This window comes from Nodosilinea sp. LEGE 06152 (assembly GCF_015207525.1).
In the GTDB taxonomy this organism is placed as follows: Bacteria; Cyanobacteriota; Cyanobacteriia; order Phormidesmidales; family Phormidesmidaceae; genus Nodosilinea.
Genome location: NZ_JADEWR010000026.1, coordinates 30,719 through 49,895 on the forward strand (window position 1 = coordinate 30,719; position 19,177 = coordinate 49,895).

The window sequence follows — 19,177 nt, forward strand, 5'->3', positions numbered from 1 at the left end:
GCTACGGATATCGTTTAGGTGCCATTGCGTCTTTGGATGGAGAGCTAAGCCACTTTTGCCCCTAAGAGCTTAATGTATGACCGGTGATGGGATGTCGACTAGGCCCAACCACAGAACGCCTGACGGACGTGAGCAGACTGCGGCTGGCCAACCTGGTGTGCTAGGGGCCTCTGAGCAGCATTTTAGGGCCATGCTTGAAACCATGGCGCTAGCGGGGCTAGTAGTCGATACCCAGGGCTGCATTGTGCTCTGCAATGACTACTTGCTCACCCTAACGGGATGGCAGCGCCAGGAGGTCATGGGTCGCAGCTGGTCTGAACTGTTTATTCCGGCCGAGCAGCGGCAGGCGCACCAGACCCTGTTTGAAGGAGCGATCGCCCGCGGGCACTGCCCCACCCACTACGCCAGTGAGATTTTGACCCGCAGCGGCGATCGCCGCCTGATCGCCTGGAACAACACTTTCTTTGTCAGCCCCGATGGCCGTATCCAAAGCATCACCAGCATTGGTCAAGACATTACCGACCAGCATCAGCGCGATCAGCGCCTCAAAGAAAGCGAACGCCGTTTTCAAAAAGTAGCGGCTAGCCTGCCAGGGGTAGCGCTGCGCTATGTTTTAGCGGCCTCAGGAGCCGAGACAATTATGTACATTAGCCAGGGCTGCACCCAAATTTGGGAGCTAGAGCCCACTCAAATTCAGCAGCAGCCAGCTCTCCTGTGGCAGACCATTCACCCCGGCGATCGCGAGGCGGTGCAGTACCTGATTCAGCATTCTGGCCAAACCCTGACCCCCTGGTTTTGCGAGTGGCGCATGTTAACGCCCTCCGGCCAGGACAAGTGGCTGCAGGGCATGGGTCGCCCTGAGCGCCAAGCCAATGGCGATATGGCCTGGGATACGGTTGTGCTCGACATCAGCGATCGCAAACAGACTGAGCAGGCGCTCATCGATGCCAATCAGCAAATGCAGGCCTTTATCGACAACACCCCTGCCCTGGTCAATTTGTTCAATGCTGATGGGCGCTACCTGCGAGTCAACCAGGCCACTGCCGCCCAGTTTGGCCTCAGCCCCCAAGACGTAGCCGGTAAACGTTTTGCCGATCTGCTGCCGGCTGCGGTGGTCAACACCTTTATGGAGCGAGTTGGGCAGATGGTGGCCACCCAAGCGCCCCTCACCGTCGAAGATACCCTACTGCTCAACCACAGGCAAAAGGTGTATCGTTCAGTGCTCTTTCCGGTCAGCACCAGCGGTGACGACGGCCCCACCTTTGGCTCGGTAGCGACCGACATTACCCCCCTTGTAGAAGCCCAGCAGGCCCTGCACCGTCAGGCCGAGGAAGAACGCCTGGTTCGCACCATTACCCAACACATTCATCAATCGCTGGATGTCAACGAGATTCTGCAAACTACCGTGACCGAAGTGCGACAGTTTTTGCAGACCGACCGGGTGCTGATTTACCGCTTTAACCCTGACCTCAGCGGCACCATGGTGGTCGAGGCGGTGTTGCCCCCCTGGCAGCCCACCCTGGGCCTCACCATAGAAGACACCTGCTTTCTCACCACCCCTGAACTGGTCAACCAATACCGCCGGGGCCGCACCCACCACATCGACCATCTTGAGCAGGCCGATATCGCCCCCTGCTACCGCAGTTTGCTGGCTCGCTTTCAGGTGCAGGCCAATCTGGTCGTCCCAATTAACTGCGGCAGTGAGCTTTGGGGGCTGCTGTGTGTTCACCACTGTCAAGCCCCGCGCCAGTGGCAGCCTAGAGAGCGGGCCCTGCTGGCTCAGCTCGCCGACCAGGTCGCTATTGCCCTGCAGCAGAGCCAGCTGCTGGCCCATACCGCCGCCCTGGCCCGCCAGGAAAAGCTGCTGAATAATATTATTAGTGCCATCAGCGACAGTTTGGAGCTGAACACGCTGCTGCAGCGGGCAGCCACCGAAATGCTGCACACCTTCCATGCCAGCCGCGCTCTGGTCATTCTCTGCCAGGCCACCGACTCGTATTTAGTGCATACCAACACCGCCAGCGAGCCCGGCTGCGATGACTTAAAGGACCAGGTTATCCCCATCGAGGGCAACCCCCACGCCCAAAAAGTGCTGAACCAAGAAGATCCGGTCGTCGTTGACGATGTCATCCAGGAGCCTACCCTCATTCCCAAACTGGAACTGGCCCTGGAGCTTAAAATTGGGGCTATACTGGCGGTTTCGATTCGCTACCGGGGGGTAGTAAAAGGAATTCTCAGCATACATCAGTGCCCCAACCCGCGCCGGTGGAATCAGGATGAAGTCAAACTGATCAAGCGGCTGGCCGACCACCTGGCGATCGCCATTCACCAGGCTGAGCTATACGCCCAGGCCCAGAGCGAGCTGGCCGAGCGCAAGCGGCTAGAGGCCCAGCTCCGCTACGACGCCTCCCACGATCGCCTCACCGGATTGCCCAACCGCACGCTGTTTTTAGAGCAGCTAGCCCAGGCGCTTGACCACCTTCACCGCCATTGCCCGCACCCGGCCGCCCTGGCCTGCCCAACGCCAGATGGCTCCTCGCCCCCCTGCTGCGATCGCCAGTTTGCCCTGCTGTTTCTCGACCTCGATCGCTTTAAAGTCATCAACGACAGCCTGGGCCACACCATGGGCGATCACCTGCTGCAGATTGTGGCTCAGCGTCTGAAAGATGGCCTGCGCCCAGTCGATTTGGCTGCCCGCTTGGGGGGCGACGAGTTTGTGGTGCTGCTGAACGACCTCAGCGATGCCGCCATCGCCATCAGTATGGCCCAGCGCATTCACGCCATGCTCGAAGCTCCGGTACTGCTTGAGGGGCATGAGGTCTTCATCCACGCCAGCATTGGCATTGCGCTGAGCTCTAAGACCTATACCGACCCCAACCAGGTGCTGCGCGACGCCGATATCGCCATGTACAAAGCCAAGGGCAGCAACCGCGAGTACGCCATTTTTGACGCCCCCATGCACACCCTGGTCATGCAGCAGATGCAGCTCGAAAACGACCTGCGCCGCGCTTTAGAGCATGGAGAACTGCGGCTGTACTATCAGCCCATTGTCAATTTAGCCACAGGTGAGATGCAAGGGTTTGAGGCGCTGGTGCGCTGGCAGCATCCCCGCCGCGGGCTGGTGCCTCCCCTAGACTTCATCCCCATTGCCGAAAACACTGGGCTAATTACCGGCCTTGACCTCTGGACCCTAAACGAAGCCTGCCGCCAGATCAGCCAGTGGCAACAGACATTTGCCATCAGCCAGCAGCTTACCGTCAGCGTCAACTTGTCGGGCAAACAGTTTGTGCGCCCCGATCTAATTCAGCAGATCGACGATGCCCTCGATCGCAACGGCCTGCAGGGGCGGCAGCTCAAGATTGAAATTACCGAGAGCGTGCTGATTCAAAACGCTCAGCTGGCCATTGATCTGCTCAAACAGCTGCGCCAGCGCCACATTCAGGTTTGTATGGATGACTTTGGCACCGGCTATTCATCGTTGAGCTACCTGCATCGCTTTCCCATTGACGTACTCAAAATTGACAAGTCGTTTATTACCACCCTGCACAACCCAGAGCCCTGCCAGGGCGACTACGAAATTGTCAAAGCCATTATTAGCCTGGCCACCAACCTCAACCTGACGGTGGTGGCTGAGGGCATCGAAACGGCCGATCAAGCCCGTTACCTCAAGGCGCACCAGTGCCAGGGCGGGCAGGGCTACTATTTTTCTAAACCCCTGCCGGTGGAGTCGGCCACGGCTTTGATAGAGCAGCTCAACAGCTCATCCGCCGCTAGAACGGAAACGGCTTGTAGGGAATCCACTGGGCCCACAGCTTCGCCAGAGTGCCACTGACAATGAGCTGGTTGAGGGCTTGGTTGAGCGCCTCCAGCAGCTCGCGGTTGCCGGGCAGTACCCCAATGCCAAAGGGATGCTGGGTGGGCAGCTGAAAGGCGACCCGCAGGGTGTTGGTATCGGCTTCAGCGGTCAGCAGGGGCAGGGCATCACCCACCAGGGCATCGATCTCGTTTTGAGCCAGGGCGCGCAATAGAGCAGAGCGGGTCTGATCTGACACCGTAAACGGCACCCACTCCAGGTCGGGCAGAGCCTCAGCGAGCCCCATTGAGGTGCCACCGGCCAGGGCGGCCAGTCGCTTGCCCGCCAGGTCTGAAACCGTATGAATAGGGCTATCTTCGCGCACTAAAACGGCCTCATCAAACCGACCGTAGGGACGGGTAAAGTCAGCCCAGGCGCGGCGGTCTTGGGTGATGGCCTGGCTAAACCACACCACGTCGTAGTTGCCTGTGCTCAGGGCCGGATAGAACTTTGTCGGCTCAATGTCAAACCACACCGGCTCTAGCCCTAGCACCTCTCCCACCGCCCGCGCTACGGCAGGCTCAAACCCCAGGCGATCGCCCTCCTGAATGAAGCTCATTGGGCGAGCGTCAAAATCGCTGGCAATAATGGCAAGTTGACCGGGGCGAACGGTGGTGAAATCCATAAACTAGGCAAAGACCTTATGTTTTAAGAGTATTGTGACACCAAACCCGGTCTCCCTAGGGGGGCTGTCTCCCCCCAGATCACCCTTCAGACTGGAGCCATCCCTTGAGTCGAGATGGAAGCCCAAACGATGCCTCCCATTTGGGCTCCTATTTCTCCCTTGAAATCGCCCTCCTTTCATGGAATGGTGAAGAGAGTATTGCAAGCATGCCCGAGAGCCGAATGACTGTTGGTAACCCTGCTTCTGACCCGGCCTTTGCCCCCCTGCGCGACTTTCGACCGCTGTTGCTCAAGGCCCACAAGATTTTGATGGATGCTGAGAAAGACCGCTACGAGGCCAACCACGGCGCGATCGCGACCAAGGGCGACTACCTGCGTCTGGTGCTCAGCCATGAGCAATTCAGCTGGCTGCGGCCTATTTCTCAGCTGATTGTTCAGATCGACGAAGTGCTGATGTCAAAACAGCCCCAGCCCGTGGAGCGGGGCCCCGAGCTGCTCAACCAGGCCCGCCACCTGCTGCACGACACCGAAATTGGCCAGGTCTTTCAAGACCGCACCGAGCTGGTGGCCCGCAGCAACCCAGAAATGGCTGCCATGGCCCAGCGCATGGACGAACTAATGCAGCCCTACGGCCCTGAGGGGGGAAACAGCCCCACCTGATCGACAGCGCCTACGTGCAGGCGACCATCCTATGCAAAGATAAGAGGATTGCAAAAAGAAAGTTCCCACCTGGGTGCCAGGCGCTAGGGAGGATTGAGTAAGAGCGAGTGTGTGTTATGAACGTTGGCGATCGCGTCCGAATCAAAGAATCCGTGATTTTTTATCACCACCCGCTGCACCGCAACGAAGCCTTCGATGCCAAGGGCCTAGAGGGTGTGATTATCAATATTCTCACCGACTACAAGGGCCGACCCATCAGCCCTAACTTTCCGGTTCAGGTCGAATTTGACGTTGAGGGAGCCAAGCGACCCATGCGCGCTCACCTTAAGCGCGACGAGCTAGAGAGCCTCTAAAAAGCAAGGGTTTTTGGGATGTTTGTAGGATAGCTGTCTCGGCTGTCCACAGTTGGGCAGAAGCTGTTGATGCCAACGTTCTCAGACCAGACGACGGTTGAACCAGCCCAATAGGTTCAGCTCCGATCGCATCTGTTCAAGATCGCGCTGGTTTTCGGCGGCCACCTGGTAATACCACTGGCAGTACTCCTCCAGGCTGGCCCGGTGCTCTAGCTCCAGGCGAAACTCCTGGGCCGCCTGATGCAGCTCCAGGTACTCGATCACCTCCTGAGGGGTCTCGAGCGATCGCGGCCTTAGGTATTCAAACATAGCCATCTGAAGCACCACAGGCTCATCATAGCTTGCTGGCAGAAGGGTGAGGGGTGGATGGGTGGATGGGTAGGCGGGTAGGCGGGTGGATGGGTAGGCGGGTGGGTGGGTAGGCTAGCCACACACATCCACGACCCACGCGCTAACGAACCCACTTGGCAACGCGCCCACGCGCCCACGCGCCTACTCGMCNMCCYCANNAKSWRAKCSRSTACCNYSRARCWGCMYCAGNSCRGCNYCAGSANYKKCRCCKSSARCYRGRGCNACYGNGSCCAGCNWGGWKSWGYMCWGYYAGKGSYAKKRCSWRGWGRCYGCCNGAAAACACAACGGTACCGGCGACAAATGCCCAGCCCGCTGCCGTCAGTAAGACCGGCGCACCCAACCCCTGGGCCAGCACCAGGGCGACCAGCAGCAGGGCCAGGGCGTGGTACATCTGGTAGCGAGCGCCGGTTTCAAAAATGGTCAGCAGGCGATCGCTGAGCTGAGCCCTGAGGGCGTGGGTGGCAAAGGCCCCTGCCGCCACCGCTGTACCGCCTAGCAGGGCTGCGATCGCCACAAACAGTCGAGCTGTCGTCATGGTTGCCCCTTCATTTAGCTAGCTGAAGGTTCTCGCACCGCTTCTACCATACGGGAGAAGTAAAACTGCGTTTTAGTCATCGCCCGTCGCTCAATCCGCCAGCCGTTCGCCTCCAGAGCCTTCACAATATCGGCCTCCCGATGTAAATAGGCCCGAGTCGCTTTGCTTGGCCCCGGAAAAAAGTCGCCTACCTTCTTCAACAAAGTGTAGAAAACTGTTTTGGGCGCAAAGCTCATGATCAAACGCGACTCTGCCAAAGAACTCAGGTGGCTAATCATGGCCTGCACCTTGTCCTGGGGGTAGTGAATTAGCACATCTAGACAAATCACCGTGTGATAGCTTCCAGCTAGCTCCTCCAGGTCTTTGACCTCAAAAGTGGGCAGGTTTTCGCCCCCCAGGGCCACTTCAGCCCGCTGCCGCGCCTCTTCTACCATTTTGGCGGAGATGTCGCTAGCGTAGACCTTAGCCCCCGCTTTGGCCAAAGGAATCGAGAGACTGCCCACGCCACACCCTGCGTCGCAGCAGGTTAGTCCGGCTAGGTTACCGTCAGCTTCTAGCCAGCCCATCAGGGTGTCTACGGTGCGCTGGTGGCCTTTGCGAATGTCGAGCTGTACCTTGTTGACCTCGCCATCGCCGTAGATGCGCTGCCAGCGGTCAAATCCAGTGGCATTAAAGTACTCACGAACTACGGTCTTATCGTCAATGGCAGCCATGGGTAAGCTTTAGGATTTGCTAACTTCTGTAAAATTCTATGATGTTTTGCTGCGTCAAAACGCTCCGCAACGAAACTCAATCTTCCTAAACACCCCTGAAGAAATCCCCTTGGAAAGCGTGGCTAGAACTCGCCAGTGGCATGATGGGAAAGCACTTTCTGACAGCAAAGACCATGGCTACTCCCTCAGTTGCGCCCGAAATTGGCATCATCATGGGCAGCGACTCAGACCTGCCCACCATGACGGCGGCCATTGAGGTCTGCGCCGAGTTTGGGGTAGCCCATGAAGTGGCCATTGTGTCGGCCCATCGCACCCCAGAGCGCATGGTCACCTACGCACAAACAGCCCGCGATCGCGGCCTTAAGGTCATTATTGCTGGGGCGGGCGGGGCTGCCCATCTGCCCGGTATGGTCGCTGCCCTCACCCCCCTGCCGGTCATTGGCGTGCCCGTGGTCAGCCGCACCATGCAGGGGCTTGACTCGCTCTACTCGATTGTGCAAATGCCAGCCGGCATTCCGGTCGCCACGGTAGCCATTGGCAACGCCAAGAATGCTGGGCTGCTGGCGGTGCAGATCTTAGCCACCGATCGCCCCACCCTCCTCGACCAGGTAGCCCAGTATCGCCGTGACCTGGAAGCTTCAGTACTGGCTAAGCAGCAAAAGCTTGAGCACCTCGGCCCCCGAGGCTATCTGCAAAATCAGGGCTAGAGGTCATGGCTCCTCTCCACGTGCAATGTTCCTTTAAGAATTTCTTGGCAAACATTTAATTTGCCACCAATAAACCCTGCGTTTTGAGGGCAAAACGGGGAATGTCGCCCCTTCGCAGGACGCTATGTATCGCTTGATACAGATTGACGGCCTCAGAATTGATGGAATCAATTTGTTCCGTCTATAGGCGAATTCCTCTGCCTGACTAGTGTTAGAAATGCCCAGGCAGATTGGCGTAGGTTTCTAGAGGTGTTTAGCTAGCGTTAGCACCTGCAGAGACTTACAGCTTTTGCGCATCAGTTCGCAGAAATCATCCTTTCTGTGGGCTTTAGCTCCCATACTGGTCTGTCTCGCCGCCCTGGGGCTGAGGGTTCAGGTCTAGAAACGGTAGGCCGTGTTCACTGTCTGATTGTGTTGAAGGAACGTCTGTTGAGATGTCTAATCTAGTGTTGCGTAATCGTTCTAGGTTCCGAAAGCGGTCTAAAACCGGCTTCTGGAGTACCAGCGTGCCGCCCTTCGATAAGGCGATTAAGCGTCTGTTTGGCCGCGTGGGCGGCTGGGCTTGGGTAGCCTGCATCCCTCTAACGCTGGTTATTCTGGCCACCTGGGGAGTTGCTGCTCAGGCGCAAGATGAATTGGCCGCAGCGGATGTGCAAACCACCCTTGACAATATCTGGGTGCTGATTGCCGCTTTTCTAGTCATTTTCATGAATGCCGGTTTCGGCATGTTAGAAACGGGCTTTTGTCGGCAAAAAAATGCCGTCAACGTACTGACCAAAAACCTAATTGTCTTTGCCCTGGCTACCCTTTCCTTCTGGTTCATCGGCTTTTCGCTGATGTTCGGGGCCAACGGCAACGGTTGGGTGGGCTGGGGGAGCTTCTTCCTCGGTGGTGCTCCTGAGCTTTATGGTCTAGGCCCCGACGGGCTCAACCTATCGAAAGATACGTTCTTTTTGTTCCAAGCCGCCTTCGCCGGTACCGCCGCCACCATTGTGTCGGGGGCTGTGGCCGAGCGCATTAAACTGGTTGACTTTATTATCTTTAGCCTGCTGCTCACCGCTATTGCCTACCCCATCACTGGCCATTGGCTCTGGGGCGGCGGCTGGCTGGCTGAGCTAGGGTTCCACGACTTCGCAGGCTCTACCATTGTGCACTCAGTTGGTGGCTGGGCGGCCCTCATGGGTGCCGCGTTTCTTGGCCCCCGCATGGGCAAGTACACCGCCGATGGGCAGGTTAGCGCGCTGCCGGGTCACAACTTGAGCATTGCGACTCTGGGCTGTCTGATCCTCTGGCTGGGCTGGTTTGGGTTCAACCCCGGTTCTCAACTCGCTGCGGATTTGGCTGTACCGTACATTGCGGTAACCACCAACCTGGCGGCAGCGGCCGGTGGCGTAGCGGCTACCGCTACTTCCTGGGCACTGAGCGGTAAGCCTGACCTGTCGATGACCATTAACGGCATTCTGGCTGGCCTAGTTGGTATCACGGCTGGTTGCTATGTGGTCGGCTACGCTGGAGCCTTTTGGATTGGTCTGATCTCGGGCATCCTGGTAGTGTTTGCAGTAGGCTTCTTCGACAGCATCAAAATCGATGACCCCGTGGGCGCAACCTCCGTGCACCTCGTGTGCGGTATTTGGGGCACCCTGGCCGTTGGCTTGTTTGCTAACCCCAACAACTTTACCCAGGGTGGCGAAGGCATTGCTGGCCTACTCTACGGCGGCGGTCTGGCCCAGCTAGGGGTTCAAATCTTGGGTGTTTTGACCATTGGCTTGTTCACGGTAGTGCTGTCGTCCATTTTCTGGCTCATTCTCAAGTCAGTGCTAGGCCTCCGGGTTAGCGCTGAGGAGGAGATGAAAGGTTTGGATATTGGTGAGCACGGCATGGAAGCCTACAGCGGCTTTCTGAAAGACACCACTGACATGACCGGCGTGATGTAATCCTTCCATTTAGGTTGGAGGATAGCTTCAACGCCAGGGCCTAGTTCCTAACCGTTTGTTTGGGAAAATACGGACCTTACTAAGCGCCCGAGTACCACACTCAGGCGCTTGGTTTTTAGATCATTTAAATCTCAAGCAAGATCGGCATGGACCAGACTGCATGCCGACTTTGGCAAATGGTTACAATCTGCTTTCGGCACAGGAGGCACCTGGTAGGCTAGGTGGGAGTAACTGCTGCCGATGCCAACAGGTTCCCATTGGGTTCATTGTTGAACGCCCATTCACCTCGAATGCCCGTTCACCGACACTATTAGGGAATCTGATCAATCGGCGGTTTCCCATCTTGCACCATGAGCAATTCCACGTCTGTAGTGGAAGAATTGCTAAGCGCAATTCCTCAGCTTAGACCCAGTCTCTACTTCAAAACCTCGCTAACCGCGTTGTCCCACGCGATGGAGGATCACGTATTGGCGGGAACAACGAAGTTTTTGGTAATCGCCAGCTTTCAGCAGGAGCGGTTTTATCTGCAAGAGGCCAACCGTTACCTGCGCATTGCCGAACTCACCGACCAAATCTACGTGTTGTCGGCCCTGGGCACTAGCTTTGTCAGCCGCTCAGAAAACTACGAGACGGTCGCCTTTGAAGCTGATGACACCCTGACCCAGGAGTGGCACTTGGTGGTGGTTGGAGCTGACTATAGTGCCTGCTTGATCTGTCGGGAGCGATCGCCCGTACCGTCCACCGATGGCCCACCCCTCGACCAAACCCGTCGGTTTGAAGGCATTTGGACCCAGGATCGCTATGTCACCCAGACAGCGGCAGGGCTATTGCTCGATCGCATTGTGGGGTATCGCCCCGATTTAACTGACAAAGTTGCGATCGCTCGCCAGCGCTACCTTGACCCGACCCTCACCCCTCCCGAGCACCTGGGCGGTAGCGGTGGCCCCGACCCCTTTACCCAGCGCCTGGTGACCTACCTGCAGGCGGGGCAGTACAAGCTGCTCAAGGCCTACAAAGCCATCACGGCCCAGGAGCGGCGCGAACGACTGGTCAACTCAATTACTTCGGTCGTGCGTCAGTCGCTAAACGCCGACGAGATCTTTGCCAAAGCTGCTCAAGAGCTGGGCCAGGCGTTACAGGTCTGCCGCTGCCTGATCTACCCCTGCAGCGCTACCGATGCCGCCGTAGCGATCGCCCACCAGCACCTCAACAACACCGTAGACTCGCTGCTGGGTGAAACCTGGCCCCTGGCCACCAACCCGCTGTTTGACTATGTTCAAGACACCAAAGAGACTATCGCCATCGCCGATACCCAGGCCCGCGACTCACCCTTTCGCCAGGAGCTAGAGGCTATTCGTCCGCTGCTCGAACGGTGGCAGATTCGCGCCTGGCTGATTGTACCGCTCACCTACCAGGGTCGCCTGGTGGGCATGATCGAACTGCACCAATGCCAGCCTGAGCCCTACGAATGGAGCGAAGACGATACGGCGCTGGTCGATGCGATCGCCACCCAGCTCAGCGTGGCCATTATTCAGGCCGAGGCCTATACCAACCTGCAGGACCTGAACCAGCAGCTGGCCGCCCTCGATCGCACCCGAGCCAACCTGATCGCCATTACTGGCCACGAGTTGCGCACGCCGCTGTCCACCATTCAGGTCTGCCTCGAGAGCCTGGCCACCGAACCCGATATGCCCAACGAGCTGCGGCAGATTATGCTGCAGTCGGCCCTCGAAGACGCCGAGCGCATGCGCAAGCTGGTGCAAGACTTTCTCACCCTCTCACGGCTGGAGAGCGGTCGAGTTGAGTGGAACCTAGAATCGCTTTCGATTCAGGAATGCGTCGATCTAGCCCTCAGCAGCATCCACGGTAGCCAGGACAACGCCGAGACCCCCAGCATTACCGTCAAAATTCCGAAGCAGGTGCCGCTGGTGCGGGCCGATGGCGAGTGGCTGGTCGAAGTGCTGGCCAAGCTGCTCGACAACGCTCAAAAATTCACGCCCGCCACCGGCAAAATTACCATTCAGGTCACCCGCTCTAGCCCGACCCACCTCCAGGTCACCGTGGCCGATACCGGGCGCGGTATTGAACCCAGCCGTCTGAATGTCGTGTTTGACCGCTTTTATCAAGAAGAAGGGGCGCTGCGTCGCACCACCGGCGGCACCGGCCTGGGCTTAGCTATGTGTCGCCAAATTGTGGAGGGGCTGGGCGGCACCATCTGGGCCGAGTCGGCCGGCAAAAACAAAGGCAGCCAGTTTCACTTTACGATTCCCATTGCCCAGGGCAAGCTAGACGGGCGCAGCAGTCGGTCTAGCCGATCGGGAACCAAGCAGCCGGTTACCCTACCCGGCAACCCCTCGGTGCTCCTAGACGACTAGCCTAGCCAATTGCCCCGCTCAGCAGCGGCAAGCTCTGGCGCTAGCATGGGGACATGGCATGATATGAGCCATAGTCGGTTAAGCCGTAGCAAAGGATGGGCATGGGCGATCGCCAACCACATCAGTCTCCGTCGTGGGCTACTCCGCTAACGGAGTTTTGGCAACAACTGCGCGATCGCGCCGGCCAGCTGCAACCCACTCAACAGCTCAGCCGCTGGTTCAATGTTGACGATGACAGAGTAGCCGAGATTTTGGCTGCGGTGCGTGAGCAGTTGCCCACCACCGAGGCCCTGCTGATTGGCAAGCCCCAGGCGGGCAAAAGCTCAATTGTGCGGGGGCTAACCGGGGTATCTGCCGAAATTGTGGGCCAGGGGTTTAAGCCCCATACCCAGCACACCCAGCGCTACGCCTACCCCTCCGAAGACCTGCCCCTGCTAATTTTTACCGATACCGTAGGTCTGGGCGATATTGTCCAGGCCACCAATGCGATCGTGGCCGAGTTGGTAGAGGATCTCAACAGCAGCAGCAAAGCACGCATTCTGATTTTGACCATCAAAATTAACGACTTTGCTACCGACACGCTGCGGCAGGTCGCCGCGCAGCTACGGCGGCAGTTTCCAACCGTGCCCTGCCTGCTGGTCGTCACCTCGGCCCACGAGGTCTACCCGCCGACCCAGACCGACCACCCTTCCTACCCACCCGACTTAGAAGCGGTACAGCGACCCTTTGAAGCTATTCAGGCTAATTTCGAAGCGCTGGTCGATCGCACGGTGCTGATCGACTTCACCCTCGACGAAGATGGGTTTGACCCGGTGTTTTACGGCCTAGAGGCCCTGCGCGACGCTCTAGCCGATCTGCTGCCCGCCGCCGAAGCTCAGGCATTGTACCAACTGCTCGACGAGCAAGCCGGGGCTGCCGATCAGCTGGGCAACCTGTATCGCGACGTGGGGCGACACTACATCTCCGCCTTTGCGGTAATGGCCGCCACCCTGGCTGCTGTGCCCCTACCCTTTGCCACCATGCCCGTGTTAACGGCGCTCCAGATATCCATGGTGGGGCTGTTGGGCAAGCTCTACGGCCAAACCCTCAGCCCTTCCCAAGCAGGGGGGCTGATCAGTGCGATCGCGGGCGGCTTCTTTGCCCAGGCCGTTGGGCGCGAGTTGGTCAAGTTTATCCCCGGTTTTGGCAGCGTGATCGCCGCCTCCTGGGCTGCCGCCTACACCTGGGCCCTGGGCGAAGGGGCCTGCGTCTACTTTGGCGACTTGATGGGCGGCAAAAAACCCGATCCGCAAAAAATTCAGGCAGCGATGCAAGAGGCGTTTACCCTGGCCAAAGATCGCTTCAAAGGCGGTGCGATTGACACGGGGACTTCTAACCATCAAGCCCCTTAATCCCTACGGTTAATCTGCCTGATTGTCGTCATTCTGCCGCTTACGCAGCACCGCTAACCCCATGCCCACCAGCCCAGGCAGCAACGCTGGAGTCGGGACAGGGGTAGGCTCGTCTATCATCAGATCAATTCTGAAGTCTAAACTTCCTTTTGGAATTAAGGCTAAATCTTGAGCAAATCCTACAGGAAACACGACCTCCAGCTTGTTACCTGTCAGTGTGTTGATCGATGGATTCCGAATAAAGGCAGAACTTCCCAGCGGCACAAATTTAAACCCGGCTAAAGAGTTTTGTCCCAGAGCGCCAAAATTTGGCGCTAAAAAGCTATAAACATCATCTCCAGAGGTGACGTTGTTAAACTGCACCTGGTTGGTAAGGGTAAATCGAATGGAGGCTTGATCCAAGTCAATGTCCCAAAGGCCACCGAATTGAGTTAGTTCGCGGCCTGATCCAACTACGACATTGCTAGGGCCACGGTTAAAGATGACTTCTCCTGTATAGGGAATCTCGTTTTGGGTTCCAGCTTCTCTAAGAATATTCTTAACGCTGACAGCGCTATTGAGGGAAAATGCCTGGGCAGCGTCTGTCCACACGATACCCAAAGTCAATGCGGCACCGACCCCAAGGCCGACGCTTATGAATCTCTCCTTCATCTGCTTCTCCAAACGGGGGCTTTAACTACTTACGAGAGGCAGATGCACAGTCCGGGTAACTCGCGGGCAAACTTGCAGCGTAGGTGCAGTTCACACTCCGCTCACGTTCTAACAAATAATACGTAAATTTAGCCAACACCTGGTTCGAAAGTTTACCGAGTCTTGACACAACCATCAGTATTTGGCTGCGATCGCCTCAGGTAGGAAACCAGGGGGGTTAACCGAACCGTCAACAACATAGCCAGGCACGTTGGCCCAAAATCCTGCAGCCGTGTTGAGCGATACAGAGTATTCACTCAATTCAATTCACTCTAGAGGCAGAGAAATGTCAGGAGACCTCGTGAGAGCTGCTCCCGCAGGTGTGGATAGCCCTAGCGCTGATTTGCCCAACCAGGCCCGACTGCTGCTCGATTTGCAGCGGGTGAATAAAATTGCCCAGCGGCTGTCAGGATGTCTTGAGATTGAGACCATTGCCCGCATCGTCACCGATGGTCTAGTGCACCAGTTTGGCTGCGCCTTTGCCCGCATTTGGGTGGTAGAACCCGATGCAACTATGCTGCGCCTGGTCGCGTCGTCAGGGTTATACACCCACACCAACGGGTCCTTTGCACGGGTGCCCATGGGGGCCTATAAGGTAGGTAAAATTGCCCAAAATCGGGTGCCCTTTCTCAGCAACCGCTTAGCTGAAGAGGCCTGGGTCAAAGACCGGGATTGGGCCATTGCCAACAATATTCAGGGATTTGCGGGCTACCCACTGATGACGGGCGATCGCGTAATTGGTGTACTGGCCACCTTTAGCCACAGCCCGATGGCCGCAGAATTTCTAGAAGTGCTGCAAGTGCTCTGCATGACAGCGACTATCGCCCTCGATGCCGCCCTTCAGGTCGACGTTCAGCCAGCGAGGCGCAAAACCAGTCCGACCGACCCACCCACCCTATCCGACCAGCTGGCTCCTCTGCTAACCACGACCACCATGGCCCTCGTCGGTACCGAAACGCCGTTGCTCGACTCGGTGAGCTACATTTTTCTGCGCCTGGGTGAGCTGCTAAATGAGTTTCACTGTGACTATGCCCGGCTGGTGTACGGGGCCACCGACGTTACCCTAGAGGCGATCGTAGCCCTACCAGCCCAAGGCAGTGCTGCCCAGTCTGAACAGGGGACGAGTCAACTGCGAGATTCGGTGGCGCACTGGCGATCGCGCTGCCACCAGCTCAGGTTTATGGCTACCTGCTTGGGGGGCAGTCTGCAGACGGAACCCGGCCCTCAGCAGCAAATGGTGCAGGTCAGGCTGAACGCACCCTACAGTAGGGGTGAATCTGGCGACAGCGTGAGCATTCAGTGCCGCGAGGCCCTGGTGCAGACGGCGCTCACCTGCCTGGCCTATCGCGCCGGGCTAACGGTGTGCGCTGCCTCTGAGCCTGAGGCAGTCGTAATCACTGACAGCGAGACCGTGGCCAGGGCCGCCGATCGCGTGCTCTGGGTACGGGTCAAAACCTCCCGCCCACCCCCGGCTCAGGTTACCGCCACCATCGACTGGGCTGTAGATGCCGACCAGCTGCGGCAGGTCGTGCATCAGTTGCGCCTAGGCCTGCCGGTCGAGCCTGCCAGTACCTCAGGCCCCCCTCGCCCCTCGGAGCGCGAGCGCGAAATTATGGCGCTGTTGGCCCAGGGGCTGCGCGATCGCGACATTGCCAATCGACTTTACATCAGCGAAAGTACAGTAAAGTTTCACATCAACAACAGTTTGGCCAAGCTGCAAGCCAAAAATCGCTATCAGGCCGTCTACCAGGCTGCCATTCACGGCTGGATTTAACCTCCCTTACCCGTGGTCTGTCTCAGCCCTCCCCCACGATGGGTACAGTAAGCCTACAACACGCGCTCCATCGTCCTATCAGGAGTCTAAACCCAGTGGATGATCTGATTAGCCTGCTCGTTCAAGTCTTAATTGCTATGGCCTGCGCCTTTGCGGCCAACCTGCTCATTCCCCGGCGAGTGCCCGGCAAACTTTTGGGACTGATGCTCATTGGCCTGGTGGGCGTTTTGGTTGGCCAATGGGTTGCCAACTACCTACTGCAGCAGTACAACTTCACCCTGCCCTGGCTCACCTGGAGTTTTCAAGGTGTGCCCCTGGTGCCGTCAATTATTGGCTCCGCCATTGTGCTTTACGTGGTGACAGCGTTTCTCAGCTGGGGCCGCTACGGCAACCGTTAAGCGGCCCCCTGCAGGTCATTTCAAAGTTAGCATCCCAGAGTTAGCTGCTGTAGCGCTCTTCAGCCCAGGGCTCACCCCGATGATGGTAGCCGTTGCGCTCCCAAAAACCGAGCGCGGGCTGCGCTAAAAACTCAACACCGTTAACCCACTTCGCGCTTTTCCAGGCATAGAGGTGGGGCACCACCAGCCGCATGGGGCCGCCGTGGTCTGGGGGCAGCGGCTCTCCGTCTAGAATGTGAGCAAAAAAGTTTTCCGGTCGGGCGAAGTCATCGAGGGCAAGGTTGGTGGTGTAGCCGCCATAGCAGTGCAGCATCACGTGAGTTGCTGCGGCATCAACCTCAAGCTGCGGCATCAGGTCAGTTACGCGAATCCCCCGCCAGGTCACATCGAGCTTTGACCAGGTGGTGACGCAGTGGAAATCGGCGGTGAAGTCAGTTTGGGGCAGCGCCATCATCTCCTCCCAGGTGAAGGTTTTAGGCGCGGCCAATCCCGTAATGGTCAAAGACCAGTGGGTCTGATCGACATGGGGAGTGTCGCCATAGGTCAGGACCGGAAAACCCTTGGCCAGGTGCTGCCCTGGTGGTACGCGATCGGCCAATTCTGGCCCTGGTTTTTGAAAAAACTTACCGGCCATGGAGTACCTCGCGACTTAGGGCAACTCCATTGTCGCGCAACTCAGGCTAACCAAGAGTGCCTGTTGAGAAGGTTGAGGATACGTAAGGACAGCCCTAAGCGGCTAAATCGCGAATGAAGCGCTTGAGCCAGTGGCGCGATCGCACATCGACAAAGGCTTTGCAGCGCGAGCACTGACGAATGCCCCGCACCCCAATGCGAAGCAGGTGCTGATTGTTGCAGTGAGGACAGTGGTGGCGTTGAGTCATAACTATTTCAGGAGGAACCTGCACCGAAAGATTCAATGTGGTCTTGGGTGAGATCAACTTGGGGGTTGAGTCATCTCGATACAATTGTTATTGTGGCGCGCTGCGCCTGCCTGTAAGAGTGCCCAAAGACAGTGTTTTAATTGTCTCTAGAGTTAGAACTCACCCAAATTAAGCTCCCAGTTGCCAAGCTGGACTTGGTGGAGGCCCTAAAAACAACTGCACTCTGGCCCGTAAGCCAGAGTGCAGTCAATACCAGATGCACCAGCTTGTTTTGCTCTAGTCGATCTCTGCCCCAGCTGCAGTGGCCAGTTCAGCCACTGTCACCCGAGGGGCCACCATGATGTGGGCGTAGAGCGGCGATGATTGCCCTGCAGCCAGCACGGTTGTCTGCACCTGGCTAGCAACCGCCACCGTTTTCGCATCGTAGACCTGAGTAGCCAGCTTGGGATACAGGCCAATACCAATGATAGGCACCAGCAGGCAGGCAGCTACAAAAGCTTCGCGAGGACGAATATCAAGGATATTAGGCACCTTGGCAACCACCTGACCCGCGTCACCGTAGAAAACACGGCGCAGCATAGAGAGCAGATAGATGGGCGACAGCACGACTCCCACCGCAGAGCCGATGATAATAACGGTCTTAAAAGCAGTGCTGTAAACGTCGCTAGTAGCCATGCCCAAAAACACAGCAATCTCGCTCACAAACCCGCTCATGCCAGGTAGAGCCAGCGACCCCATGGAAGCCGCAGTGAAGAAAGCAAACGTGGTGGGCATTTTGCGTGCCATCCCGCCCATGGCTTCCATATCGAGGGTGTGAGTGCGCTCGTAGGTCACCCCAGACAGGAAGAACATAACCGCCGCAATCAGGCCGTGGGAAATCATTTGCAGCATCGCGCCGCTCATGCCCAAGGTGGTGAACGCCGAGCAGCCAATCAGCACAAAGCCCATGTGAGCTACCGACGAGTAGGCCATACGACGCTTGAGATTGTCTTGGCCAAAGGCAGTCATAGACGCGTAGATGACATTAACTACGCCCAGAATGGCCAGGAACGGCGCAAAGTAAAGATGGGCATCGGGCAGCATCTCAATGTTCATGCGGATGAGGCCATAGCCCGCCATTTTAAGCAGCACCCCAGCCAAAATCATCGATACAGCCGCAGGAGCTTCGCTGTGAGCGTCGGGGAGCCAGGTGTGCAGCGGAAAGATGGGCAGCTTGACCGCAAAGGCGACCAAGAAAGCCGCATACATGAGCAGCTGGAAGGTAAGGGAATAGTCTTTCTGAGCCAGTTCAGTCAGGTTGAAGGTGACAGTATCGCCGTAGAAGGCCATCCCTAGGGCGGCGACCAGAATGAAGATAGAGCCGATCGCGGTGTAAAGAATGAACTTGGTGGCAGCGTAGTGGCGCTTTTGACCACCCCAAATGGAGATCAGCAGGTACACAGGCACCAGCTCAAGCTCCCACATCAGGAAAAACATCACCAGGTCCTGGGCCAAAAACACCCCAACCTGAGCACTGTACATAACCAGCAGCAGGCTGAAGTAAAGGCGAGGGCGGCGAGTCACATTCCACGACGCCAGAATAGCTAGCGTTGTCACCAGACCACTCAATATGACCAGAGGCATAGCCAGGCCGTCGGCCCCCAGCGACCAGGTCAGGCCCACCTGGGGCACCCAGTCGTAGCGCTCAACCAGCTGTAAACCAGACTGATTGAGATCGTAGAAATTGACAAAGGTATAAAGAATTAGCGAAAACTCGATGAAGCCAATCCCTAGGGCATACCAGCGCAGGGTTTGCCCATTGCGATCGGGCAGTACGGGTATGGGCAAGAGTGCCAGCAAGGGCAGAATCACTAGGGTCGTCAGCCACGGAAATTGCTCGGTCAGCATGAGAATTTGCGTGAGTAATACTACAAAACAGCCAGTGCATTGGGGTTCCGG

At 57.5% G+C, this 19,177-nt stretch carries 16 protein-coding genes and 1 pseudogene; 9 read left to right on the forward strand and 8 right to left on the reverse strand.

The genetic code is table 11. The features are described from left to right. The first annotated feature begins 91 nt into the window (after positions 1-91). Positions 92-3,832 carry an EAL domain-containing protein gene (locus IQ265_RS25430; protein ID WP_228038489.1) on the forward strand — a complete coding sequence of 1,247 codons (3,741 nt, stop codon included), beginning with the start codon at positions 92-94 and terminating at the stop codon, positions 3,830-3,832. Here IQ265_RS25430 and IQ265_RS25435 read toward each other — a convergent pair. Then, positions 3,771-4,478, reverse strand: a complete 708-nt coding sequence (locus IQ265_RS25435) for an ABC transporter substrate-binding protein (RefSeq protein WP_194058808.1) — start codon at positions 4,476-4,478, stop codon at positions 3,771-3,773. The two genes, IQ265_RS25430 and IQ265_RS25435, sit on opposite strands and share 62 nt — an antisense overlap. Before the next feature lie 221 nt (positions 4,479-4,699). On the opposite strand from IQ265_RS25435, the gene IQ265_RS25440 reads away from it, so the two are divergent. Both IQ265_RS25440 and IQ265_RS25445 read left to right on the forward strand, forming a co-directional pair. Beyond that, positions 4,700-5,137, forward strand: coding sequence for a hypothetical protein (locus tag IQ265_RS25440; RefSeq protein ID WP_194058810.1), 438 nt, complete (start codon positions 4,700-4,702; stop codon positions 5,135-5,137). 116 nt (positions 5,138-5,253) lie between these two features. Further along, entirely contained in the window at positions 5,254-5,490 is a 237-nt protein-coding gene (locus tag IQ265_RS25445) for a ferredoxin-thioredoxin reductase variable chain (RefSeq protein ID WP_194058812.1), read from the forward strand. 81 nt (positions 5,491-5,571) lie between these two features. Here IQ265_RS25445 and IQ265_RS25450 read toward each other — a convergent pair whose 3' ends face one another. The 3 genes and pseudogenes from IQ265_RS25450 to bchM form a co-directional block, all read right to left on the reverse strand. After that, positions 5,572-5,805, reverse strand: coding sequence for a hypothetical protein (locus IQ265_RS25450; RefSeq protein ID WP_228038472.1), 234 nt, complete (start codon positions 5,803-5,805; stop codon positions 5,572-5,574). 136 nt (positions 5,806-5,941) lie between these two features. Continuing rightward, positions 5,942-6,268, reverse strand: a pseudogene (locus tag IQ265_RS30810) (DUF423 domain-containing protein). Between the two features lie 122 nt (positions 6,269-6,390). Then, positions 6,391-7,089: a magnesium protoporphyrin IX methyltransferase gene (gene bchM, locus IQ265_RS30815; RefSeq protein ID WP_194058814.1), complete on the reverse strand. Its 699-nt coding sequence runs from the start codon at positions 7,087-7,089 to the stop codon at positions 6,391-6,393. A gap of 173 nt (positions 7,090-7,262) precedes the next feature. On the opposite strand from bchM, the gene purE reads away from it, so the two are divergent. The 4 genes from purE (at position 7,263) to IQ265_RS30835 (ending at position 13,496) form a co-directional block, all read left to right on the forward strand. Then, the gene (purE, locus tag IQ265_RS30820) at positions 7,263-7,796 is read left to right on the forward strand and encodes a 5-(carboxyamino)imidazole ribonucleotide mutase (RefSeq protein WP_194058816.1); all 534 of its coding nucleotides are present in this window, start codon (positions 7,263-7,265) and stop codon (positions 7,794-7,796) included. A gap of 506 nt (positions 7,797-8,302) precedes the next feature. After that, positions 8,303-9,730: an ammonium transporter gene (locus IQ265_RS30825; protein WP_194058818.1), complete on the forward strand. Its 1,428-nt coding sequence runs from the start codon at positions 8,303-8,305 to the stop codon at positions 9,728-9,730. A 350-nt stretch (positions 9,731-10,080) separates the two neighbouring features. Next, entirely contained in the window at positions 10,081-12,105 is a 2,025-nt protein-coding gene (locus tag IQ265_RS30830) for a DICT sensory domain-containing protein (protein WP_194058820.1), read from the forward strand. 101 nt (positions 12,106-12,206) lie between these two features. Next, entirely contained in the window at positions 12,207-13,496 is a 1,290-nt protein-coding gene (locus IQ265_RS30835) for a 50S ribosome-binding GTPase (RefSeq protein WP_194058822.1), read from the forward strand. A gap of 9 nt (positions 13,497-13,505) precedes the next feature. Here the strand turns inward: IQ265_RS30835 and IQ265_RS30840 are convergent, their stop codons facing one another. Then, positions 13,506-14,147 carry a PTPA-CTERM sorting domain-containing protein gene (locus IQ265_RS30840; protein ID WP_194058824.1) on the reverse strand — a complete coding sequence of 214 codons (642 nt, stop codon included), beginning with the start codon at positions 14,145-14,147 and terminating at the stop codon, positions 13,506-13,508. A 340-nt stretch (positions 14,148-14,487) separates the two neighbouring features. Here IQ265_RS30840 and IQ265_RS30845 point away from each other — a divergent pair, with 340 nt between their 5' ends. Together IQ265_RS30845 and IQ265_RS30850 are read left to right on the forward strand one after the other, a co-directional pair. After that, the gene (locus IQ265_RS30845) at positions 14,488-15,960 is read left to right on the forward strand and encodes a GAF domain-containing protein (protein WP_347405021.1); all 1,473 of its coding nucleotides are present in this window, start codon (positions 14,488-14,490) and stop codon (positions 15,958-15,960) included. 95 nt (positions 15,961-16,055) lie between these two features. After that, positions 16,056-16,358 carry a GlsB/YeaQ/YmgE family stress response membrane protein gene (locus IQ265_RS30850; protein WP_194058828.1) on the forward strand — a complete coding sequence of 101 codons (303 nt, stop codon included), beginning with the start codon at positions 16,056-16,058 and terminating at the stop codon, positions 16,356-16,358. A 40-nt stretch (positions 16,359-16,398) separates the two neighbouring features. On the opposite strand, the gene IQ265_RS30855 is transcribed toward IQ265_RS30850, so the two are convergent. The 3 genes from IQ265_RS30855 to IQ265_RS30865 form a co-directional block, all read right to left on the reverse strand. Further along, positions 16,399-16,992: a sulfite oxidase-like oxidoreductase gene (locus tag IQ265_RS30855; protein WP_194058830.1), complete on the reverse strand. Its 594-nt coding sequence runs from the start codon at positions 16,990-16,992 to the stop codon at positions 16,399-16,401. Positions 16,993-17,086: 94 nt separating this feature from the next. Then, positions 17,087-17,239, reverse strand: coding sequence for a transposase (locus IQ265_RS30860; protein ID WP_194058832.1), 153 nt, complete (start codon positions 17,237-17,239; stop codon positions 17,087-17,089). A gap of 276 nt (positions 17,240-17,515) precedes the next feature. Then, positions 17,516-19,126, reverse strand: a complete 1,611-nt coding sequence (locus IQ265_RS30865) for an NAD(P)H-quinone oxidoreductase subunit 4 (protein ID WP_194058834.1) — start codon at positions 19,124-19,126, stop codon at positions 17,516-17,518. Positions 19,127-19,177: the final 51 nt, after the last annotated feature.